Annotated in this window: 23 protein-coding genes; 9 read left to right on the forward strand and 14 right to left on the reverse strand. The window is 45.3% G+C overall.

The genetic code is table 11. The features are described 5' to 3' along the window. The 3 genes from C0582_00005 to C0582_00015 form a co-directional block, all read left to right on the forward strand. Positions 1-240, forward strand: a 240-nt coding sequence (locus C0582_00005; protein PLX30469.1) for a hypothetical protein, incomplete at its 5' end; no start/stop codon positions are given. Next, positions 222-440: a hypothetical protein gene (locus C0582_00010; protein ID PLX30470.1), complete on the forward strand. Its 219-nt coding sequence runs from the start codon at positions 222-224 to the stop codon at positions 438-440. The genes C0582_00005 and C0582_00010, both read left to right, overlap by 19 nt. Positions 441-444: 4 nt before the next feature. After that, positions 445-942, forward strand: coding sequence for a hypothetical protein (locus C0582_00015; GenBank protein ID PLX30471.1), 498 nt, complete (start codon positions 445-447; stop codon positions 940-942). Here C0582_00015 and C0582_00020 read toward each other — a convergent pair. Together C0582_00020 and C0582_00025 are read right to left on the reverse strand one after the other, a co-directional pair. Next, positions 935-1,798 carry a hypothetical protein gene (locus C0582_00020; GenBank protein PLX30472.1) on the reverse strand — a complete coding sequence of 288 codons (864 nt, stop codon included), beginning with the start codon at positions 1,796-1,798 and terminating at the stop codon, positions 935-937. The two genes, C0582_00015 and C0582_00020, sit on opposite strands and share 8 nt — an antisense overlap. 236 nt (positions 1,799-2,034) lie before the next feature. Continuing rightward, complete coding sequence (locus tag C0582_00025) at positions 2,035-2,946, reverse strand: EamA family transporter (GenBank protein ID PLX30473.1); 912 nt, start codon at positions 2,944-2,946, stop codon at positions 2,035-2,037. Between the two features lie 53 nt (positions 2,947-2,999). On the opposite strand from C0582_00025, the gene C0582_00030 reads away from it, so the two are divergent. From C0582_00030 to C0582_00045, 4 genes are read left to right on the forward strand one after another with little or no spacing between them, the layout of a single operon-like run. After that, positions 3,000-3,188 carry a hypothetical protein gene (locus tag C0582_00030; protein PLX30474.1) on the forward strand — a complete coding sequence of 63 codons (189 nt, stop codon included), beginning with the start codon at positions 3,000-3,002 and terminating at the stop codon, positions 3,186-3,188. After that, positions 3,188-4,696: a hypothetical protein gene (locus C0582_00035; GenBank protein PLX30475.1), complete on the forward strand. Its 1,509-nt coding sequence runs from the start codon at positions 3,188-3,190 to the stop codon at positions 4,694-4,696. The genes C0582_00030 and C0582_00035 overlap by 1 nt, the downstream gene beginning before the upstream one ends. 39 nt (positions 4,697-4,735) lie before the next feature. Then, complete coding sequence (locus C0582_00040) at positions 4,736-5,173, forward strand: hypothetical protein (GenBank protein PLX30476.1); 438 nt, start codon at positions 4,736-4,738, stop codon at positions 5,171-5,173. Next, positions 5,170-6,129 (forward strand): ATP-binding protein, encoded by a 960-nt coding sequence (locus tag C0582_00045; protein ID PLX30477.1) that lies wholly within the window; start codon positions 5,170-5,172, stop codon positions 6,127-6,129. The genes C0582_00040 and C0582_00045 overlap by 4 nt, the downstream gene beginning before the upstream one ends. Positions 6,130-6,202: 73 nt before the next feature. Here the strand turns inward: C0582_00045 and C0582_00050 are convergent, their stop codons facing one another. Next, positions 6,203-6,832 (reverse strand): hypothetical protein, encoded by a 630-nt coding sequence (locus tag C0582_00050; protein PLX30478.1) that lies wholly within the window; start codon positions 6,830-6,832, stop codon positions 6,203-6,205. A gap of 219 nt (positions 6,833-7,051) precedes the next feature. On the opposite strand from C0582_00050, the gene C0582_00055 reads away from it, so the two are divergent. Further along, positions 7,052-7,636, forward strand: coding sequence for a thymidine kinase (locus C0582_00055; GenBank protein ID PLX30526.1), 585 nt, complete (start codon positions 7,052-7,054; stop codon positions 7,634-7,636). A gap of 59 nt (positions 7,637-7,695) precedes the next feature. Here C0582_00055 and C0582_00060 read toward each other — a convergent pair whose 3' ends face one another. Then, positions 7,696-8,223, reverse strand: coding sequence for a hypothetical protein (locus C0582_00060; protein ID PLX30479.1), 528 nt, complete (start codon positions 8,221-8,223; stop codon positions 7,696-7,698). A gap of 146 nt (positions 8,224-8,369) precedes the next feature. On the opposite strand from C0582_00060, the gene C0582_00065 reads away from it, so the two are divergent. Further along, a complete protein-coding gene (locus C0582_00065; GenBank protein PLX30480.1) occupies positions 8,370-9,245 on the forward strand; it encodes a hypothetical protein in 876 nt (291 codons plus the stop codon). Here the strand turns inward: C0582_00065 and C0582_00070 are convergent. The 10 genes from C0582_00070 to C0582_00115 form a co-directional block, all read right to left on the reverse strand. After that, on the reverse strand, positions 9,187-9,852 hold the full coding sequence (locus C0582_00070; GenBank protein ID PLX30481.1) for a hypothetical protein: 666 nt from the start codon (positions 9,850-9,852) through the stop codon (positions 9,187-9,189). The genes C0582_00065 and C0582_00070 overlap by 59 nt on opposite strands. Continuing rightward, a complete protein-coding gene (locus C0582_00075) occupies positions 9,852-10,499 on the reverse strand; it encodes a hypothetical protein (GenBank protein ID PLX30482.1) in 648 nt (215 codons plus the stop codon). The genes C0582_00070 and C0582_00075 overlap by 1 nt, the downstream gene beginning before the upstream one ends. Before the next feature lie 9 nt (positions 10,500-10,508). Continuing rightward, the gene (locus C0582_00080; GenBank protein PLX30483.1) at positions 10,509-11,873 is read right to left on the reverse strand and encodes a DNA repair protein RadA; all 1,365 of its coding nucleotides are present in this window, start codon (positions 11,871-11,873) and stop codon (positions 10,509-10,511) included. Continuing rightward, positions 11,874-12,632 (reverse strand): ABC transporter ATP-binding protein, encoded by a 759-nt coding sequence (locus tag C0582_00085; protein PLX30484.1) that lies wholly within the window; start codon positions 12,630-12,632, stop codon positions 11,874-11,876. Positions 12,633-12,645: 13 nt separating this feature from the next. After that, positions 12,646-13,425 (reverse strand): ABC transporter permease, encoded by a 780-nt coding sequence (locus C0582_00090; GenBank protein ID PLX30485.1) that lies wholly within the window; start codon positions 13,423-13,425, stop codon positions 12,646-12,648. Beyond that, complete coding sequence (locus C0582_00095) at positions 13,426-14,610, reverse strand: hypothetical protein (GenBank protein ID PLX30486.1); 1,185 nt, start codon at positions 14,608-14,610, stop codon at positions 13,426-13,428. It lies immediately after the preceding gene. Further along, positions 14,537-15,961: a replicative DNA helicase gene (locus C0582_00100; GenBank protein ID PLX30487.1), complete on the reverse strand. Its 1,425-nt coding sequence runs from the start codon at positions 15,959-15,961 to the stop codon at positions 14,537-14,539. The genes C0582_00095 and C0582_00100 overlap by 74 nt, the downstream gene beginning before the upstream one ends. Before the next feature lie 272 nt (positions 15,962-16,233). Continuing rightward, on the reverse strand, positions 16,234-16,443 hold the full coding sequence (locus tag C0582_00105) for a hypothetical protein (protein ID PLX30488.1): 210 nt from the start codon (positions 16,441-16,443) through the stop codon (positions 16,234-16,236). After that, positions 16,444-18,090: a hypothetical protein gene (locus tag C0582_00110; protein ID PLX30489.1), complete on the reverse strand. Its 1,647-nt coding sequence runs from the start codon at positions 18,088-18,090 to the stop codon at positions 16,444-16,446. It lies immediately after the preceding gene. Beyond that, complete coding sequence (locus C0582_00115) at positions 18,039-19,205, reverse strand: hypothetical protein (protein ID PLX30490.1); 1,167 nt, start codon at positions 19,203-19,205, stop codon at positions 18,039-18,041. The genes C0582_00110 and C0582_00115 overlap by 52 nt, the downstream gene beginning before the upstream one ends. Positions 19,206-19,350: the final 145 nt, after the last annotated feature.

Consider the following 19,350-nt stretch of genomic DNA (forward strand, 5'->3'; position numbering starts at 1 on the left):
GCGGCAAGAGTAGCAGCTAGATATGCTGAGGAAAACTTGTTGCAATTAGATCAAGCGGTATTTAGAAGGCCAGCTCGTCTTGGGCGGGCCTTAGACCACTACCAGATTCAAGCAGCCAGAGCTCAAGTTAAACAATTGCATGCAAATGTAGCGGCGGCACAAACCGCAGCTCAGCGTGAAGCAGAGGCAAGAGTAGCAGCTAGATATGCTGAGGAAAGCTTGTGCATGCAAATAATGTAGCAGCGGCGACCTTAGCTGTGCAGCAAGCAGCGGCGAGAGAACAAGCCCTTCAAGCACAGTTAGCTGCTTTACAAAACCCACCTCAAGGGCAACAAGCCCCAGCTGACGACGCAGAAGCTGGTCGATCAGCAAAAGCCCGTGCGGAAGCCAGAGTTGAAGAGTTTACCAAGGAGATGGGGTTTTATTCATCAAGTTGTTGAGGTTTTGGCTCAAGGTAATCTTCGTCCTGAAACAGGTGTAGCTAATGACCGTTCTCAACTACATGATTGGGTTCGTGAAATGGTTGCGAGCGTTGCAAAATCCAAAGTTGAAGCAGAAGCGGAACGGGACGAAGCACGTGCAGAGCTAGAAGCATTTAAAGTAAATCTTGCAGCTGCCAAAGAAGAGGCAGAAAATGCTCATCAAGATGAATTGGCTCCTGAGCTAGCAGCGGTTCACCAAAGACTGGCAGGACAGGAGACTACTGGCTTGGCTGGTGGAATTCTCAGCCGCCGCGCAGGGCTTGATCAAACAAAGATTGACACAATATTGAAAAAATTAGTGTCCTGTATTGATTCTGAAAACCTTAAAACCTTGTTATCACAAGAAGAATACGAGATAGCTACGCTTGCTAGAACAGCTTCTGCTCCTGCCAGCCCAGCTCGATCACCACGGGGCGGCAGTGGTAGTGGTAGTGATGAAAGAGGATGGTACCCTAAATAACTCCTCTACTGATTTCTGGATTCTTTTTGAGGGCCAAAACAAGACGGGTTGATACACTTGATGCAACAAATGTTCCTAAACAGATGAGAAGTACACCCATAGAAACACCAACGATCCACCAGAGCATACTGACCTCTGAAAGGGGCGCGACGATCTTGTGGGCCAAAATGGTAAATTTGTGAAAAAATTTAGAGATACCTTTCATCCCAGGATTTTTATTGAAGGCGTTTGCAAGGGCCTTGGTGCCGAATGGAGACATTAATATACCCAGGAAGAAGGCCTTAAACATAATAAACGGCAGCATAAATAGGATGCCTTTTCTCACTAAAATTTTTTTATGAGAACGCATGGCTTTGCGGTAGTTTTTGAGCGAGCTGGTTTGAAAGACAACGGCAAAAGCCTTAAACAATACTAAACTTATGGTGAGTAAAATGATTAAAAAGATGATCGCAAACATGTTGATTCTAGGTATTGTTTCAGAAAAAATCAAAAAAGAGATCGGGATGATCAAAATGAGAGGGCACAAAAATAGGATGACCTGTTTGAAAAGCGCTTGGGAATAGGAGCTCATGCCTTTTGTAGTGTGACCCGTGATGTTGTGGCCGATTTCACCAGATCGGACAAATTGAATGGATGTAAACGGTAGGGTGACATAAAAACTGAACAGAAAAGAAAAAAGCGCGATGTACATCGGAATGGGTGTGAGAGCTTGGGTATGAAAAGCCAATACAACCGTTAAAACAGCTAAAGCTACTGGCGTTATCGAAAGGTATAATCCCGTTCTCAGATGTTGAAAGGCCTGTTTGTAACCCTTGATGGCAAGCTGACGCGCGTTAGCAGGCGATAATTTCTCCATGGTTTTCCCTGTTTTTTATGATCATAAGCCTAGCATAAAAATTTTTGGAGGCAAATCAAATCAAGCCCCGAGAGTCCGGCAGGATGATTGGTTGCGAAGGAGATTGCCACGTTGGCATTACATGCCGCCTCGCAATGACCGAATGTTGGGACTACGCTCCCGCCTGAAAGAGCGATTGTCTAGGAAGGAGAGTCTCACGCGCCATGTTGTCGCTTAGAATGACGGGGGAGAAGGGGTTACGCTTTTTTCTTGGCTCGTCTTTTGTGAAAGGTTTCAGAATAGGTGAGGTAAAGGGTGGTCATGATAATGACAAAAGCACCCAAAATGGTGTTGAATTTCACCACTTCTCCAAACAAGAAGTAACCAAAAATGCTGGCAAACACCAATTCAACATAGCGGAAGGGCGCGAGCGAAGAGGCATCAGCGGCGTAAAACGCCCTGAACAAGAAAACCTGAATCAGATTTGCCCCGGATCCCAAAAGGAACAGCCAAAGGAGTTCGGTGTAAGTTGGTGTTTTCCAGACCATCAAGGCGGGGCCAAGCGCGGCGATGGTGGTACCAAGGGCGAAATAAAACAATAAGGTCATGGTGGTTTCCGTGCCGACCATACGTTTGGCAAGCACATCTAAACCAGCAAAAAGAAACGCCGCCCCCATTGGGATGAATGCCAGTAAATTGACCTTGCTGTTGGTGGGGTCAATGACAATCATGATACCGATAAAACCAAAGAAAGTGGCAATCCAACGGTTGTTAGAAATTTTTTCTTTGAGGAAAAGCGCAGCCAAAATTAACACAAAAAACTGCTGGGTAAAGGAAAACGTGGTGACTTCATTGAGGGGAACAAGCAACACAGAATAGGTATAAAGCGCAATGGCCGCAACACCAATGACCGCCCGATAGACATGAAGCTTGGGATTGCTGGTTTTAAAAGCACTTAAGCCTTTTGGAATCATGAACGGCAAAACCGTGAGCATACTGAACAGAAAGCGAAAGAAACTGATCTGCAAGCCGTCAAGGTTACCACTGGCCTGACGGGCAACGACGTCATTGGTGATGCTGACCAATGCAGTTAAACAGGCCCATACAGCCCCTTGGGGAAAGCCCTTACGAAAGAGCCAAAATCGAGAGAGATTTGGAGAAGGGGTCATGGAAATGGATCTACCTAAAATTATTACAAATTACTAATATAAAGGAGCGTGAAATGCAAACACTAAAACTATTTACCAAAGATGAAACAGGCGCTTTGACGTTTTTGGATCTCAATTTGCCCATCTTGAGAATGACCCTGACGCAAGCACGGGGGGCAAAGCCTGTTTTGAGGCTTATGATTCGTTGGAATGATCGCCGCTTCTGGCTGGCTTGCGCGATCAGATTCTTGTTTTTCAGGTGATGGATCATTGCCTTTTTACCGGCAAACTTGAGAGTGATCTGGTTGCCATTGATGGATATTGTTTGGAAGCGGTTTTTCAAGGTGAAGGCCCAAATATTTTGGCGCAGACAGAGCGAATTGAAAAAGCAGAGAAGATTGACCCCTTGTTTTATACACCGACCCAGCTTGAAAATCTGGATTTCATTCTGAGAGATATCGGCATGACCTGGTGGCAGTCGACGGACCAAGAGATTGACTGGATGGATGCCTTGACCGGTGTGGGTCATGTGACGCTTTCAAGCGAGATAGCAGCTGAAGGATTTAAGCTGGAAAAAATGCATGAGCCGGTATCCGCTGTCCAAGCTTGTATTGAAGCCAATTGGATTCAAGAAGGCTGGGGCCACGCCAACATTGGGGAAAAAATCGCCCGGCTTTGGCCAGAGGGGGTGATTAAAACCTTGGCTGCTCCAGACTTGATTCACCGATGGATTCAGGCAAAAAAAGTGCGGCACTCAAGTTATGATATTTTGGAAAGTCGATTGGAACCAGTGGGGGAACTGAATCAGATGATCCTGCTCAATGCTGAAAAGCGCATTCTGCAACAAGCCTTCAAACCCCACGTTGTTGTGGATTGGACCTGTCAGTTTCCCCGCAAAGAGGTGTGTCACTTTGAGATGAAAGCGCCAGGTGAGGCAACAGAGTTTCAGACACCCTATCATCTTAATATTGAACTGCAAGATATCACGCTGGATCGGGAAACACCCATTTGGACGCCCCATCAGCGCTACCAAAAAGGGGATTATGTGGTGTATCAATCAACGCGATATCACTGCACAGCCGATCATGTGGCACGCCCTTTTTTCTGGCGTGACAAAGACAGTTGGCAGTCATGTTCAACCACCGCTGCGCCTTTGGGCCAGACCTCTTGGGGACAATATTTCACAACAGAGCGGGGACAAAAAAGCCTTGCCTATGCTGTGCGATTGGCGGAAGCACGGTTGAAAAAGTTTTGGCTTTGCCAGCGTTTGCAATTCCGGGTGGCTCTTGATGTGTTCAAAACGCTGGCGCCCCCAAATATTGTGACCGTTAAAGATCGCCGATTGCCGGATGGAACTTTGACAGGCGTTATTCAAGAGGTGCGCTGGGTTCTTGATGGAGAGCAAAAAACCTATCACGTTTTGGTAACGGTCTTCTGTCCGATGGGACCTTGCAGAGTTCATCCGGTGCCGACAAAGGAAAATCACTTCACGCTCTGGCCGTATGATTTGGCTGATAAAGCCCAGTTTCAAGAGGGCGATGAAAAAGAGAGAGATTTTACCATTGGACCCGATCAATTGGTGCAAGGGGTGCGCGTAAAACATGCTGCCGCTGAACAGCTCCGGGAGGTGGGCGGCGAATTGGCTGCCGCCCCCCGCAAAAAGTGGCGTCGGATTTTGAAAAAAGTTCACACTGAAGTTGAGGTTGACTTGGCGGATTTGGTCCGTGTTGAACCTCTGGAACGCCGCTATGAAATAACGTTTAGACCTTAATTCTTTTCCCAACCAAAAAATAAACAAAAGGATGGATGTATGCCGACTGAAAAAAGAAAAACAATTCCCAAAAAACTTGCTAAAAAAACCAAAACTTCTTCCAAGAAAGGTAGCCCCAAAGAACCCATCAAGGGTATTGATCCCAAAATTGCTGCCATCTTGAAAAAGGGCGGGGCCCAATCTGCCTTGCAGCAGGTGTTAAATCATATGTCTCATGATCCAGAGCAGTACAATTGGGATAAATTAGCTCGAAAGAATCAAAAGCTGCCCAAAGGGCTGCGTTGGAAAATCTGGCTGATTATGGCAGGACGTGGCTTTGGTAAAACACGGACCGGTGCGGAAACTGTGCGTCAATGGGTGATGTCTGGGCAGTATCGCCGGATTGCTTTGATTGGCAACACCGAAAAAGATGTGCGTCAGGTGATGATTGAAGGGCCCAGCGGCTTGCTTTCCTGTCACCCGCCCAATATGGGATGAGGCCCCGATATTATGCTTCATTGGGGGTGGTGATTTGGCCCAATGGGGCTGTGGCCAGTGTCTATACCGCTGAAGCGTATGAAAAACTCCGCGGCCCCCAATTTGATGGCGCTTGGGTAGATGAGCTGGCGAAGTTTCGTTTTGCACAAGAAACTTGGGCTCAATTGAGGATGGCGCTGCGGTTAGGACAACAACCGCGGGTGATTGTGACAACGACGCCGCGGCCGATTCCATTGATTCGAACCCTTATGGAAGATCCTTTGGCTAAAGTTACACGTGGGAGCACCTTTGAAAACAAATCAAATCTATCACGTGCTTTTATCACTCAGATCAAAAAGTGTTACGGCGAGACCCGGATTGGCGCTCAAGAGATTTACGGACACTTATTGGATGATCGCCCGGGGGCCTTGTGGCGACGGGATTTGATTCAATATGGGTTGCCACCTGGTGTCAATCCGTTTGTCCGGGTGGTGATTGCGATTGACCCGGCGACAACGTTTGGACCCGATAGTGATGAAACGGGGATTATTGTTGCTGGGGTTACCGATGAGAAAAAAGCCTATGTGATGGCGGATTTGAGTGGCCGATACAGCCCCAATGAATGGGCGGAAAAAATCATCCAAGCCTATGAGACCTATCAAGCGGATCGCGTGGTGGCCGAAACCAACCAGGGCGGGGCGATGATTGAACAAATTTTGCGCAGTCATGATGCAACCGTCAGCTTTCGGGGGGTGTGCGCCAGGCGGGGTAAAAAAGCCCGAGCTGAACCTGTGGTGGCGCTCTATGAACAGGGCCGTGTCTATCATCAAAAAGTGTTTGAGCAGTTGGAAGATCAACTCTGTGGGTATGTGCCGGGGGAAACGGCTAAGTCACCGGATCGACTGGATGCCTTGGTCTGGGCGTTGACAGATTTGGTGATCAGTCCCTGGTATCAAACCCGGGTCTGGAGTGTGTGAGATTGAGAGGAGAATAAAAAAAACCCAGCCGAAAGACTGGGTTCTTTTTGTTTGAAGGTCTGGGACCAAGAAACTAGAAGTGGTAGGTAACACCAACGTTGGCAACAAATCCTTTTGGACCTTTAAAAGTTTTAACAGACTTTGATTTTTTAAGGTTGAATTTGTAACCGGCTTCAGCCAACCAAGACATTTTATCAGCCAAACGACCAGACACACCAAGAAGGGGTGTAAGGGTGTACGCGTGGAATTTAGTTGTGATTTTTTCGCCAGTAACAAGGTCTTTACCAATAGCTTGGCTTTGCTCGCGCAAGAAGTTAAGCGCAAGGTGTACATTCATTGTTTCAGTGATACAAGTTCCACCAACAAGGCCTAGACCATAATTGAAACGTGGTTTGTAGTTAAGAACTGCTCGACCAGGAGTTTCAGAAACTTTTGTGTCTGCGAAGTTGTAACCAGCCAACAGGTTTACACCCGCGAAGTATTTTTCTTTGATCGCCCATGTGTGACCAAAGCGTAGACCGAGGTTAGCAGCATCTGATTTTTTAGATGTGTTGCGTACTGGAGCAGGAGCTTTTGATTTCATTTTGTTTTGAGCGACACCGGCAGTAACGGTTGTGTTCCAACCTTGTTTAACGTGTGCAGCGTTTGCTGAACCAGCAAGAGCAACTGCAGAAACAGCGAATGCTGTAAGTAGTTTGTTCATTTTAAATCCTTTTAATTATCTTTGGTTAACAATTGATTTACAAATAGGGTGTTCAACCGTTTAATGCAAGCGTCTGATTCACTTGGTGGTGCAGTTTTCTTTTTAGTGTTGCAAAAAAGATACTTTTTGTTGGGTGTTGATTTTTCTGGAGGGGTGCGCATAATAAACGTCGATTCTCTTAATCAATATAAAACAATTAGCTTTTTAAAGGGGGCAACAGTGGCAAAAGTTTATTTTTATTATTCGGCGATGAATGCCGGGAAAAGCACGGTTCTGTTACAAACAGACTACAACTATCGGGAGCGCGGGATGGCATCGCTGATTTACACGCCGAGCATTGATGACCGGTATGCCCCCAATCAAGTGACCTCGCGGATTGGGTTGAAGGCCGAGGCCCAGGCGTTTGATGCAGGCTTTGATTTTTACCAGGATGTAATGGCAAAATCTGAAAGCCGTGCCGGGATGAAGATGTGCGTGTTGGTGGATGAAGCCCATTTTTTAAAAAAATGTCAGGTGGAACAATTGTGTTTGGTGGCGGATCACTTGGGTATTCCAGTGCTTTGCTATGGTTTGCGCTCTGACTTTTTGGGCGAGCCGTTCGAGGGCAGTCAATACTTATTGGTGTGGGCGGATAAATTGGTAGAGCTGAAAACGGTGTGCCACTGCGGCAAGAAAGCAACCATGAACATGCGAATTGCGGCGGATGGACAAAAGGTGACAGAGGGAAGCCAGATTGCCATTGGCGGTAATGATCTGTACATTTCAACCTGCAGGCAGCATTTTTTAATGCCCGCACAAAAATAAAACGCAGCAAAAAAAAGGATGAAACTTCATCCCTTCAGTGTTCGATTGTTAACGATGATTTACATGTTGAGATTGAGCTTCATTTCTTTCTTAGGCATTTTCATCTCTTTAGGACCTTTAGATTGCATTTTTTTGAAATCAAATTTGTCACAGGTGATTTCAGGTGAAATCATGTAATGAGGTGTTGAATCCAAAGGAAATGCTGCCGTTGGCTTATCAGCAATAAAGGCCATGTTGAAAATATTGCCCCAGAAAACACGGCAGTTGTTCTGCATGACAAATTCACAGGTGGCGCCGCGAATGCGATCGGCGTTCATACTTTTATCTTCTGTGACGGCGTAAAAATCATACTCAGCCACATCATCAGACACATGCTTTACAGCAAAGGATTGTTTGTGAACGTTATTGCCAGAGACTAAGTGAGAAGAAAGCTCTTTTAAATTACATCCTTTGTATTTTTTAAGACTCGAGTTGAACTTATCTGAGTTCTTGATTTTAATCTCTTCAACTTTTTGGGGTGCGTCTTCATTAGCAAAAGCTGTGAATGCTAAACACGAAAGACTGAGGGCGAAAATTTTTGTTTTCATAATAAAGTATCTCCACTGTTAAAACCAATCATAACAAGATTTTTGGATAAATCACAAAAGAAATTTTAAGTTAAGGTCTAATTATGTTGAAATTAACCTCTAGAGCCCCTATGTCTTAAGAGAAATGAACATATGATTTGCAAGACATGACAGCGGTTTTTTATCTTTTGACGGCGTTTATATGGGGATCCACCTGGTATGGTGTCAAAGTGCATCAAATGAGCACGGTTCCTTTGGCGCTTTCAAACTTTTATCGGTTTTTGATCGCTGTAGTTGTGCTTTATCTTTACACCCAAATGCGCAAAAAGATTTGGCCGAAGCTTTTTTGGCGGGATCATGGCTTGATGGCTTTGCAGGGCTTTTTTCTCTTTTGTCTTAATTATTATTGCTACATGCGCAGTGTGTCCTATGTGCCCAGCGGTTTAACCTCGGTTGCCTTCTCAAGCATTATTGTTTTTAACTGTGCTTTTTCAGCCCTGTTTTTAAAACTGCCCGTGACGCGTCAGATGATGATCGGTGGTTTTTTTGGGATTGCTGGATTGTGTGTGATTTTCTCTGGACACCTGGCCCATTTTCAATCGGGCGGCCTTGAAATATATGGGCTGTTGTTTGCCGTTGGCGGCGCCATTGCCTCTTCATTTGGCCATATTATTGCGAAGTATGCCCAAATGCGTGGGGCTGATGTGATTCAAAATTGCTTGTATTCCATGACGTATGGTGTTGGTTGGTGGGGCCTTTTTATTTTGTTGAGTGGTGAAAGTTTAACGTTTGAAATGACGACCTCTTATATCTCTGCGCTGCTATACTTGGCTGTGGTGGGATCAACATTGGCGTTTATTTTCTTTTTGAGCTTATTACGCAACATTGGGCCGGGGCGCGCCTCTTACGTTTTTATTATTTCTCCTGTTGTGGCCCTTGTGGTTTCTTCTGTGATGGAGGGGTATGTTTGGTCTGAGACACTGATTATTGGATTGGTGTTTGTGATGGTGGGCAATGTTTTGATGCTGCGCCGTCGATCGTAAGGGCTTTGGCGCGCGGATCGCCATTGGGAAATGCTTTGCGACGCAGGGGCGAGTCAAAGGGATCCAGTTCTGCCAATTTGATTTTTATTTTTTGATTTTCTTGTTCTGCCTGAACGCACGCGATCAGGGACTTGGCCGCGGCTTTTGAGCTGGTATACGCCGCGTCATAAGCGCCCAGAATGGGACAGCTGTAGGCTGTGAAAGTTGGATTTTTGGACTGCCGCAAAAAGGGGAATGTGAGGCGAATCAAGTGAAAAAGGCTATGGAGATTAACAGCATAGGTTTGATGCCAAGCCGTTGGCGATAGCTGATCTGTTGGCGTGAGGTCATGAAGGGTGCCATGGCAGGCATGGACGTGATCTATTTTCATGACTCTGTCAGCTAGAGGTTTGGCGAGCTGTTCAATGAGATCAAGGTTTTTAAAATCCAAAGGGATGAGGGTGGTTTGGGTATTGGTTGACCTCAATTGATCTTCAAGCTTTTCAAGCTTTCGGCTGCTTTGATCCACCAAAATTAGATGAGTGTTTTCGTGGGCCTGCCCGTAAGAGATCCATGATCCCAACGCCCCCGTGGCACCTGTGATAAGGATGACTTTTTGAGCAGGCATCAATTGACTTGATCAATTAATTGATCAAGCTTTTGCCGCTCAGGCTTTTGGTAGCCATGTTCAGCGCTTGGGACACTCTGGGCTTTCGGTTTGGTTTTAAAAGTAGAGAGGGTTTGGCTTTGCTGGGCTGCGCGATCTGTGAACTTTGTTTGATGTGGCATCTGCGATAGGCTTGGAATGAGGCTGCAGACTTTATCCAGGCAAAGTTGAACATAAGGGTAGAGGCGTGATTTTTGAAGATCGCGCGGCGAGTTATGGTTGACATCTATAAAGAAATGCAGGCTTGAGGCGGCAAGAAGCAGGAAGATGGTTCCAATAATCAAGCCAAAAACCAGACCCAGATTGCGGTCCGCCCGGCCAGCTTTACTGTTTTTAATGCCAGCTGTGAGCTGACTTGAAAGCAGGCTAAAGACAATGAGACAAATCAGGAAAATGGCAACAAAACTGAGCGCGCAGCTGAGCAGTTGGCTTTTAACATATTGAGCAATCCATGGATCAAAGTAGGGGTATAAAAAATAACCAATGGCGGCGCTTCCTCCCCAGGTGAGAATGGATAAAATTTTGCTGCTCAGGCCCGATAGATAGCCAGTCAGAGCAAAAAAAACAACGATAGAAACAATGGTGATATCGACGAGGTAATCAGTCATTTTAATCTCCTACGATGACATGTTTAAGTGGTCTACCAAATCCTTGATATGGCCGAGAGCGATCACGGTTAGGCCCTCAATTTCTTTTTTAACATGCTTTGATTTTGGCACGAAAGCTTGAGTAAATCCAAGTTTTTTTGCTTCTTTGAGGCGTTTTTCTGTTTGACTGACGGGGCGGACTTCCCCCGTAAGCCCAACTTCACCAAAAAATATGGTGTGCTCTGGCAGCGCTGAGTTGTAGAGGCTGGAGATCAGCGAAGCCGCCACAGCAAGATCTGCAGCAGGCTCTTGGATTTTGAGACCGCCCGTGATGTTGAGATAGATATCTTTAGCGCCAAAATTAATGCCCGCTCTGGCTTCTAGAACGGCCGTGATCATGGCCAAACGGCCGCTATCCCAGCCAATAACAGTGCGGCGGGGATTGCCAAAGTTCGTGCCTGCAACCAAACTTTGAATCTCCATCAACAATGGGCGTGTCCCTTCAAGACCCGCAAAGATGGCGGATCCACTCATGTGATGGCTTTTTTCATTGAGGAAAAGCGTGGATGGATTTTTGACTTCTTGGAGGCCTCTTTCTGACATTTCAAAAACGCCAATTTCATCGGTGGGGCCAAACCGGTTTTTAACCGCGCGCAAGATGCGGAAATGGTGGCCACGCTCGCCTTCAAAATACAGTACGGTATCTACCATGTGTTCCAACACACGTGGCCCGGCAATGGCTCCTTCCTTGGTCACGTGACCAATCAAGATGATGATAACATTATGCTTCTTGGCAAAAGTGACTAGTTCATGAGTGCAAAAACGAACCTGTGAAACCGTTCCAGGCGCAGATTCAAGAACATCGGCATACATGGTTTGAATGGAATCAATGATGACAATTTGACACTCAGGATGCTTTTTAATGGTTGCAAGAATGCGACTGAGATTTGTGCTGGCAGCAAATTTAAGGGGCTGGTCCGCAACCCCCAAGCGCTTTGCGCGCAGACGAATCTGATCGGCGCCTTCTTCTCCAGAAATATAAATAGCTTGATGCGCTTTCGAGAGGTGCGCTGAAATCTGCAGCACCAACGTTGATTTACCAATACCGGGATCACCACCGATTAAGATAACAGAGCCAGGTACCAGACCCCCGCCCAGCGTCCGATCAACTTCTTGGAAAGTGGTATGAAAACGAGCTTTAGGCGGGGTGGGGTGCGATAAATCAGTTAGATCAAGGATTTTACCCGATTGTTGGACTTTAACCGCCTGAGAAGAGCCCTCAGCCGTTTCTTCTTCGAGGGTGTTCCATTCATGGCACGCGTCACATTGACCGTTCCATTTAGAAGCAAGGGCACCACAGGCACGGCAGCTGAAAAGGGTTTTGCTTTTCGCCACTTAAGAAGCCTTAATCGGCCCTTCCGTTGAGCCATGGATGAATTGTTTAAGGTAGGGATTTTTTGATTTATCCATTTCTTTCAAAGATCCCGTCCAGATGACTTCTCCTTTGTAGAGCATGGATACGGTGTCAGCAATACGCCGAAGGCTGGCAATATCATGGGTGATGGTTACCGTTGTGGCACCGAGTTCTTTAGAGCACTTGGTGATCAGAGAATCAATGGTGGTACACATGATAGGATCCAGCCCTGCGGTGGGTTCATCAAAAAACAAAATTTCTGGATTGGGAGCGATGGCCCGGGCGAGAGAAACCCGTTTTTTCATCCCCCCTGAGAGTTCGGCGGGGTATTTATAGGCAACATCCTCTGTGAGCCCTACGGATGCCAGTTTTTCAACGGCCAGATCAATGGCTTTAACTTTGCTCATACCTTGGTTGTTGATCAGCGAAAAAGAGATGTTTTCCCAGACAGGCAAACTATCAAACAGCGCGCCGCCTTGAAACAACATGCCAAACTTTCTGAGGATGGCCTCAAAGTCTTTTGATCTCATTTTTTGGGTGTCATGGCCATCAATTTCGATCCTCCCCGAATCGGGCTTGATGAGGCCTATGATGCATTTCAGGGAAACCGATTTCCCGGATCCAGATCCCCCCAGGATGACATGGGATTCGCCTTTTTTAACGCTTAGGCTGAAGTCTGTTAAAACCTGATGTTTTCCAAAACTTTTTTTTAAGTTTTTGACGTTTATTTTTATCGACACTTTACAAAGCTCCTCAATCAGAAAATAGTATAGCTGTTAGAATGTAGTTGAAAATTAAAATCAAAACAGATGAGAGAACCACCGCCCGCGTGGTCGCCTGGCCAACCCCTTGGGCCCCCCCACGAGAGGTATAGCCTTGATAACATCCCATCAATGCAATCAAATAGCCAAACACAGAAGATTTGATCATACCTGAAACCACATCTTCTTGCTTTAAAAATTTAAAGGTTTGGTCAATGTAAGTCGCTGCATTGAAATCAAGCTTGTAAACAGCCACGGCATAGCCACCAAAAATACCAATGGCATCTGCGCACAAAACCAAAAGGGGGAGCGCAATCGTACAAGCGAGAACGCGCGGGGCAACCAAATAACGCATGGGATTGGTTGAAAGAGTGACCAAGGCATCAATCTGCTCGGAAACACGCATGGTGCCAATTTCAGCCGCCATGGCAGCGCCAACACGACCTGCCACCATGAGCCCCCCTAAAACAGGACCCAGCTCCCGGGTAATCGATAAAGCCACCACTGAAGAAATGGCGCTTTCAGCTGAAAAACGGGAAAAGCCGGTGTAACTTTGCAGCGCTAACACCATTCCTGAAAAGATGGCAGTTAAGCCGATAACGGGAAGCGAGAGATAGCCAATTTGATAGAGCTGTCTGAAAAATTCTTTCAGCTTTAGCGGCCAATAAAAACAGGACACTGTGGCATGAAAGCAAAAGATGAACGCCCGTCCAAAGGTGCTGAGAAAGCCAATGGTATGACTGCCAATGGCAGATAAAGATTGAACAATCATTTATTCAAAGATCCTTTCACAACGAGGGCCCAGGCGCAGAATAATTTCATGAAGCGAACTCTTTGCTGCCGTGGCCAGATTATACAATGACATGTTATCGTAAAAAACGTCAACCCAAGAGCTTTGATCGAGATGCTCTTCAGGAACTTGGGTGACATCAAGGGTGGTTAAATCCATGGAAACCTTACCCACAATCGGGGTTTTAATGCCCCCCAGCATGGGAGTGTAGACGGTGCTGTTCGATGCCGAAAGGGGCAATCCATCGGCGTATCCCATGCTGATGGTGGCGATACGTAGGGGAGATGGCGCCGTGTAACTGGCATCATAGCCAATGGTTTCACCGGGCTGAACGGTGTGAACTTGAAGGATCTTTGCTTGGACCTTGAGGGCAAATTGCAGCGGGAAAAACGAGTGACTTTCTCCGAGGTCATCCGGTGAAAAAGCGCCAAAAATATTGAGACCCTGACGGGTGAGATGGCTGGCAAAATAATCAGGCAAGACAAGTTGACAGGATGCTGAGAGACCCCGCGGATATTCTGGAAAATGTTGGTCGCAGAGCTGAGTGAACAAGGCCATTTGTTTGTTGTTAAGCGGGTGATCCTTTGTTCGCCCACAGGCGAGATGGCTGTGAATGGAATCAATATTCAACGTTTCTTTGAGGACATCAATATCGAGTGCTTCTAAATCTTTTGAATCCAAACCCAGACGATTCATGCCGGTGTTCAGCAGAAGAGCTGCGTTTAGAGAAAGCGTGTTTTTTTTACAATAGGTGAGGGCGTTTTCAATACACGGGCGGCTGTATAAAATGGGAATAAACCCATTGTTGAAATAAAAATCAAAGCCGGTTTCGTTATGGCCATGAAAGACATAAATCTTTGAGGTTGGTGAGAGCTTTTGAGCGATGCCTCTGGCTTCACTGGGGCGGGCGACATAAAAACTTTTGCACCCTGCGCCTTCAAGGATGGGAGCTAATTCGGCAGCGCCAATACCATATCCATTGGCCTTGATGACGGCGCCGTGATCGGTTTGTGGATGGAGTTGGCACAGCATTTGATAGTTGTGCTGCACCGCCGCTTGATTGACGAAAAGACGAACCCCTGCCTCTGTTGTGCTAGTCATGGCTGAGGTTTCCAAACTTGGTGAATTTACCATCATAAAACACTCTGACGGTGCCGATGGGTCCATGTCTTTGCTTGGCGATAATCAGATCAGCCTGATTGTAAACTTTCGACATGCGCTCCTGCCAGCGGCTGTGATCTTCACTGTCTTCTGCGGGTTCTTTCCGCGCTTCGTAATATTCTTCCCGATAGACAAAAACCACGACATCGGCATCTTGCTCAATGGATCCAGATTCACGCAAGTCTGAAAGTTGGGGACGCTTGTCATCACGGGTTTCAACAGCACGAGACAATTGTGACAGAGCGATAACAGGAATATGAAGTTCTTTAGCAAGTGCCTTCAGTCCCCGAGAGATTTCTGAAATTTCCTGAACACGGTTATCGGTCCGGGTGTTTCCTTGTAGCAGCTGAAGGTAGTCTATAATGATGAGGCCCAGGCCTTCGGTGCGGTGTAGTCGGCGGGCCCGAGCCCGGACAGCTGCAACAGTGAGGGCGGGAGTATCATCAATGAAAAGTGGGATTTCACTGACGCGCTGGCTGACCTCAACAAATTTTGGAAAATCTGTTTTGTTGATTTCACCCCGGCGAATTCGATCTGAAGGGATTTGAGATTCTTGGGATAACAACCGCATGGCCAGTTGTTCTGCCGACATCTCAAGGGAAAAGAAGGCCACTTTACCGCCTTCACCGCGTAGATGGTGGGCAAGAGCAGCATTAAAGCCAATGTTGGTGGCCAGCCCCGTTTTCCCCATGGAGGGTCGCCCTGCCACAATGACCAGATCTGAGGGGTGAAGGCCCCCGAGCCATTTATCAAAGTCGCGGAGTCCAGTGGTGCAGCCGACAACTTGGCTGTCACGTTTGTAGGCAATTTCTGCTAAGCTAATCGCCTCGCCTAAGGCGGTGCTAAATGATTTAAACTGCCGGGAATTACTGCCTTGGGTGGCCAGATCAAATAATTTCTTTTCGGTGTTTTCAATTTTATCACTAGCGCTTTCTTCAAAAGAAAACTTTTGGGCCGTTGTTGCCAGATCCTCACCAATGTTGACAAGATTACGGCGGATGAAAAGATCATAGATTAGTTGAGCATAGTCTTTAATGCTGACAACAGCGCTATAATTTTGCGCAATATCTGAAAGATATTTGATGCCACCAACCGCTTTAAAATCCTCATCATCTTTGAAATATTCACGGATGGTGACAGGGTTTGCAGATTTGCCTTGATCGATCAATTGCATGATCACTTTAAATAAACGCCCATGAAGTGCATCGGCAAAATGCTCTGGTTTTAATAAGTGATCAATTTTTTCAGAAGAGAGATTATTGCGAAGTAAATTGGCCAATAAAGCCTGCTCTGCTTGATCATTAACCAAACTTTGGGTGATGTCTTGGGGAAGATTTGCTGGTGTGGTTTGTGTCATCGGAGCATCATTTATACTCTGAAACTTACCTTGTTATCAATCAACGGGTCAAGGTTATTGTTGGAGATAATGATAGATGTTTCTAGAGACTTTTAGCCCTTTGCAGGAATAATTAAATAATTCTGCTGTCATATAATTACAAGAGCCATGGCGACGTTTGCTAACCAAATTACTTGGTTGATACGCTCTTTTCACTTTTGAGCCACAATTCCATTCAGCTTCTTATATGCAAGTTCCGCTATTATCTATCAGGACTTAGTAAGCGGGATACTCTAAAAACTAAGCCAACGTTCTATGAAATGTCTTTCTTCTTCAGCAAATCCACCTGAAAAGGTTTTAAAGACAGGAGCATCGCGATCCTTTACACCATGTTTGTAATATGCGTCTTCGAGCGCGCCACTTACCTTGTCTTCTTCACTGTGCCATACTTCAACCCTCAAACGCTCAAGAGGCCAATGGTGCGTAGTTGCATATTTCATCACCTAATCCAACTTTTCTGAGGTTTGTGTGAATCCAATATTAATGACTTTATCGTCTGGCATCACGCGAAAAGCCTCCGTTATAAATGAATGGACAAGCCCTCCATATGTGGTTCTGGGTTTATGATTATTTGGAACAAGCCACTCTACCACGCTCGAAAATGTAGTATTGCCTTTTTCAACTTCAAAAGGATTGTAAGACAACGTGTTATCACCCAGGCTGAGCATTTTAAAACGGTGTGACTCATTTTGCACCAGAGAGGGTAGAAACTCTTGAACAAGGGTGTCAACATGTGCGAGCCCTAGCAATCTAACCTCGATGGGGTTTGCCTCTATAAATCTATTACTTTTAGAAAACATGTAGCTATCACTTGCTAGGCGTGGATCGAATCCAATTGTTTTTGAATTTTTAAACTGTGTATAACTCAAGCCATAGTCCTCAGGATTTACATATAAGGTATGGCAATTACAAACAAGAGCATCATATGCATAAGAGCTATGGCCATCAAAAATATCCCGAGTACTAAATATGTTATCTGCCATACTGGCCCTAAGGTCTCCGAACTTTCCATCTGGAAGAACGTTCCAACTAGTAGCGTCTGCATCTGCAGTGCCTAGAATATTTAACTTAGTCAATAGCTCCTCTTTCGGAGCTTTTGGTTCTCTGCGATCAATTAACCGAAACAGATTAGGCGCCGCTGAAATAATTTGTGCGAATTCAGCTGACGAAATGAATTTCATATGCCCTTGCATGTAATTTAGGTTTATATGTTCATGAAGTTTTTTAATTGTCGCCGGATCATTGGCATCGCTTAACTCTTTCATAACACTTTGAACTACACGCAGTACAACTTCTCTTTCCTTTTTAGCTTCGTTACTCCTATCAGGAAAGATTTCTGGCCTTTTAGGCAGAATTCTGAACCCCTCATAGGCCGCGAGGATACGGGCATCATTTGAAAGAGCCTGCTGCGCGAATGCTTGATATATCTGAACATTCTGAGAAGGTGTTAAGGCTTGATCAAAATCTCGAACGGCTTTCTGCAATTTCAAGTATGAATCAGCGTCTGCAACGCCTGCCAAGGCAAGTGCATCTTCGTATTTTTTCACTTTACCAAAGAGATCGGAAAAAGATGATTCATCCTCCAGAGTATCCCAAACCGTGTACTCAATATGATTTCCGTGGATGATTTGTAAATTTCCAAGTGCACTATCATCACGCAGTAAAGTTACTATTTCGCCTTCAAACCTAAAAGTAACCCCTAGGTGACCTCCAATAGCATCATACGTTTCTCTGATTTGAGCTTGGCTAGCGCGCTCAGATAAGCGATGTTGATCAGCAAGTCCCAAAAGGTATATCATAGCGTTAGCAAATGTTGAGGCTGATGAATAGAGCTCACAGTCATCTTTGCTATAACTGACACCTAGGTTAGCTGGAAGATTTGCAATCATATTTGCCCGGTGATCGCGTGCCCTTCCAGTTTGATTTGCCGCCATATCACTAAACTCTTCAAGATACCTGTATACCGGAGTTCCCTGGTTCAACCTGTCACGATTAAGATAGATTATTCCTTCTCTTTTCTCAGCGATTGCGTGCGTAATTACATTAAATAAAGCAGTTTCAACGCAGTCTGAAAAAGTTGTATCATCCACTCGGGCTTGACTGTATTTAGGTGGTTTGAATGCCGCATTTTGAGAGGCAAAAAAATGTAGAACTGTTTATATAATGCAGACCACTGCCAGAAAGCTTCTTCATCATCTGAAAATTCTTTTTGAAGTCTCTTGAATTCCTCTAAGCCTAAAATTTGAATTGAACCCTTATTGCCCGCACCAAGATACTCGGCCACATCTTTTTCATTTTTGAGCTTGCTCCAGGCAAAAAGATCCCATAGCTCAAGTACTTTCTGTCGGTTTTCAGCATCTACAAAAGCCTCTACCATACTGTCAATACAACTGAGCTTAAGCATAGCTTTAGCGAATTTTTCTTGGTCGGATTTACTTTTTTCAAGAAAGTTCATGCGCTTTTGGTTGAATGCCGTAATGTCTTCAGAAGTGTTGTGTACGTAATGCATCCCATCTGGCTGACCCTTCAGCGGTGTAAAAAATCGCACAGCCCGTTCATAACTCAAGGCGTCATTTTCTCTGCCATGCACCCAACGCATCGCCCACAGCATAATTGCTTTTGCAGTCTGCTTATGTAGATTCCAAAATCTGATACTATCAACGTGGCGTTCAATAATAACTTTTTGTTGTAAATATTGCCAAAACTCCCTGTTTTCTGAATAAAATTTGGCAAAATTTTGAACGCTTGAAAGTTTCACCTTCCACCTCTGTGCAAGTTGGTTAAATAAATTGGCGCGATCAACTGTATCTCCTTGGCTCGTTTGTGCAAGTGCTTGCATAACGTTTTTTAGATGATTTGGTGTAATATTGTTTAAAGGCTCAACGCCTCGCTGATTTGGAACAGCATTTTGGCGATCTGGAAATAAATGAGAAACGAAAACATCGAGAGGATTTAGAGGGAATTGAAGGCTTTCTATACAAGACGGGTTGTACGACGCACCTGCAAAAGGATAGTTGCTCATCTTGACAGGCGCCCTGAGCCAGTCATGGAGTTTAGTCACCCGCGCATGTGGTGGTTGAGCGTTTAATCCTGGGACCAAAGCTGGTTTGCCGGCTACTAAAACCATGACATTCGTTAATGATGCCTGACCAGAAAAGTAATTAGAAAATAAAAGTAGTAGAGCAAAGATGTGCTGCGTGCGCATGTTCGTTTCCTTCTTGTTTGTTTTAGCCATTCAATTGATTGATTTTATTTATATGATTAATAAAATCATAATTAATGATAAATTTTAACTAGTGATCTAAAGGCGATAAAGTCAAGTAATAATGATTAAAATTAAGTTCTAATCA

Source organism: Alphaproteobacteria bacterium (assembly GCA_002869105.1).
Taxonomy (GTDB): Bacteria; Pseudomonadota; Alphaproteobacteria; order UBA7879; family UBA7879; genus UBA7879.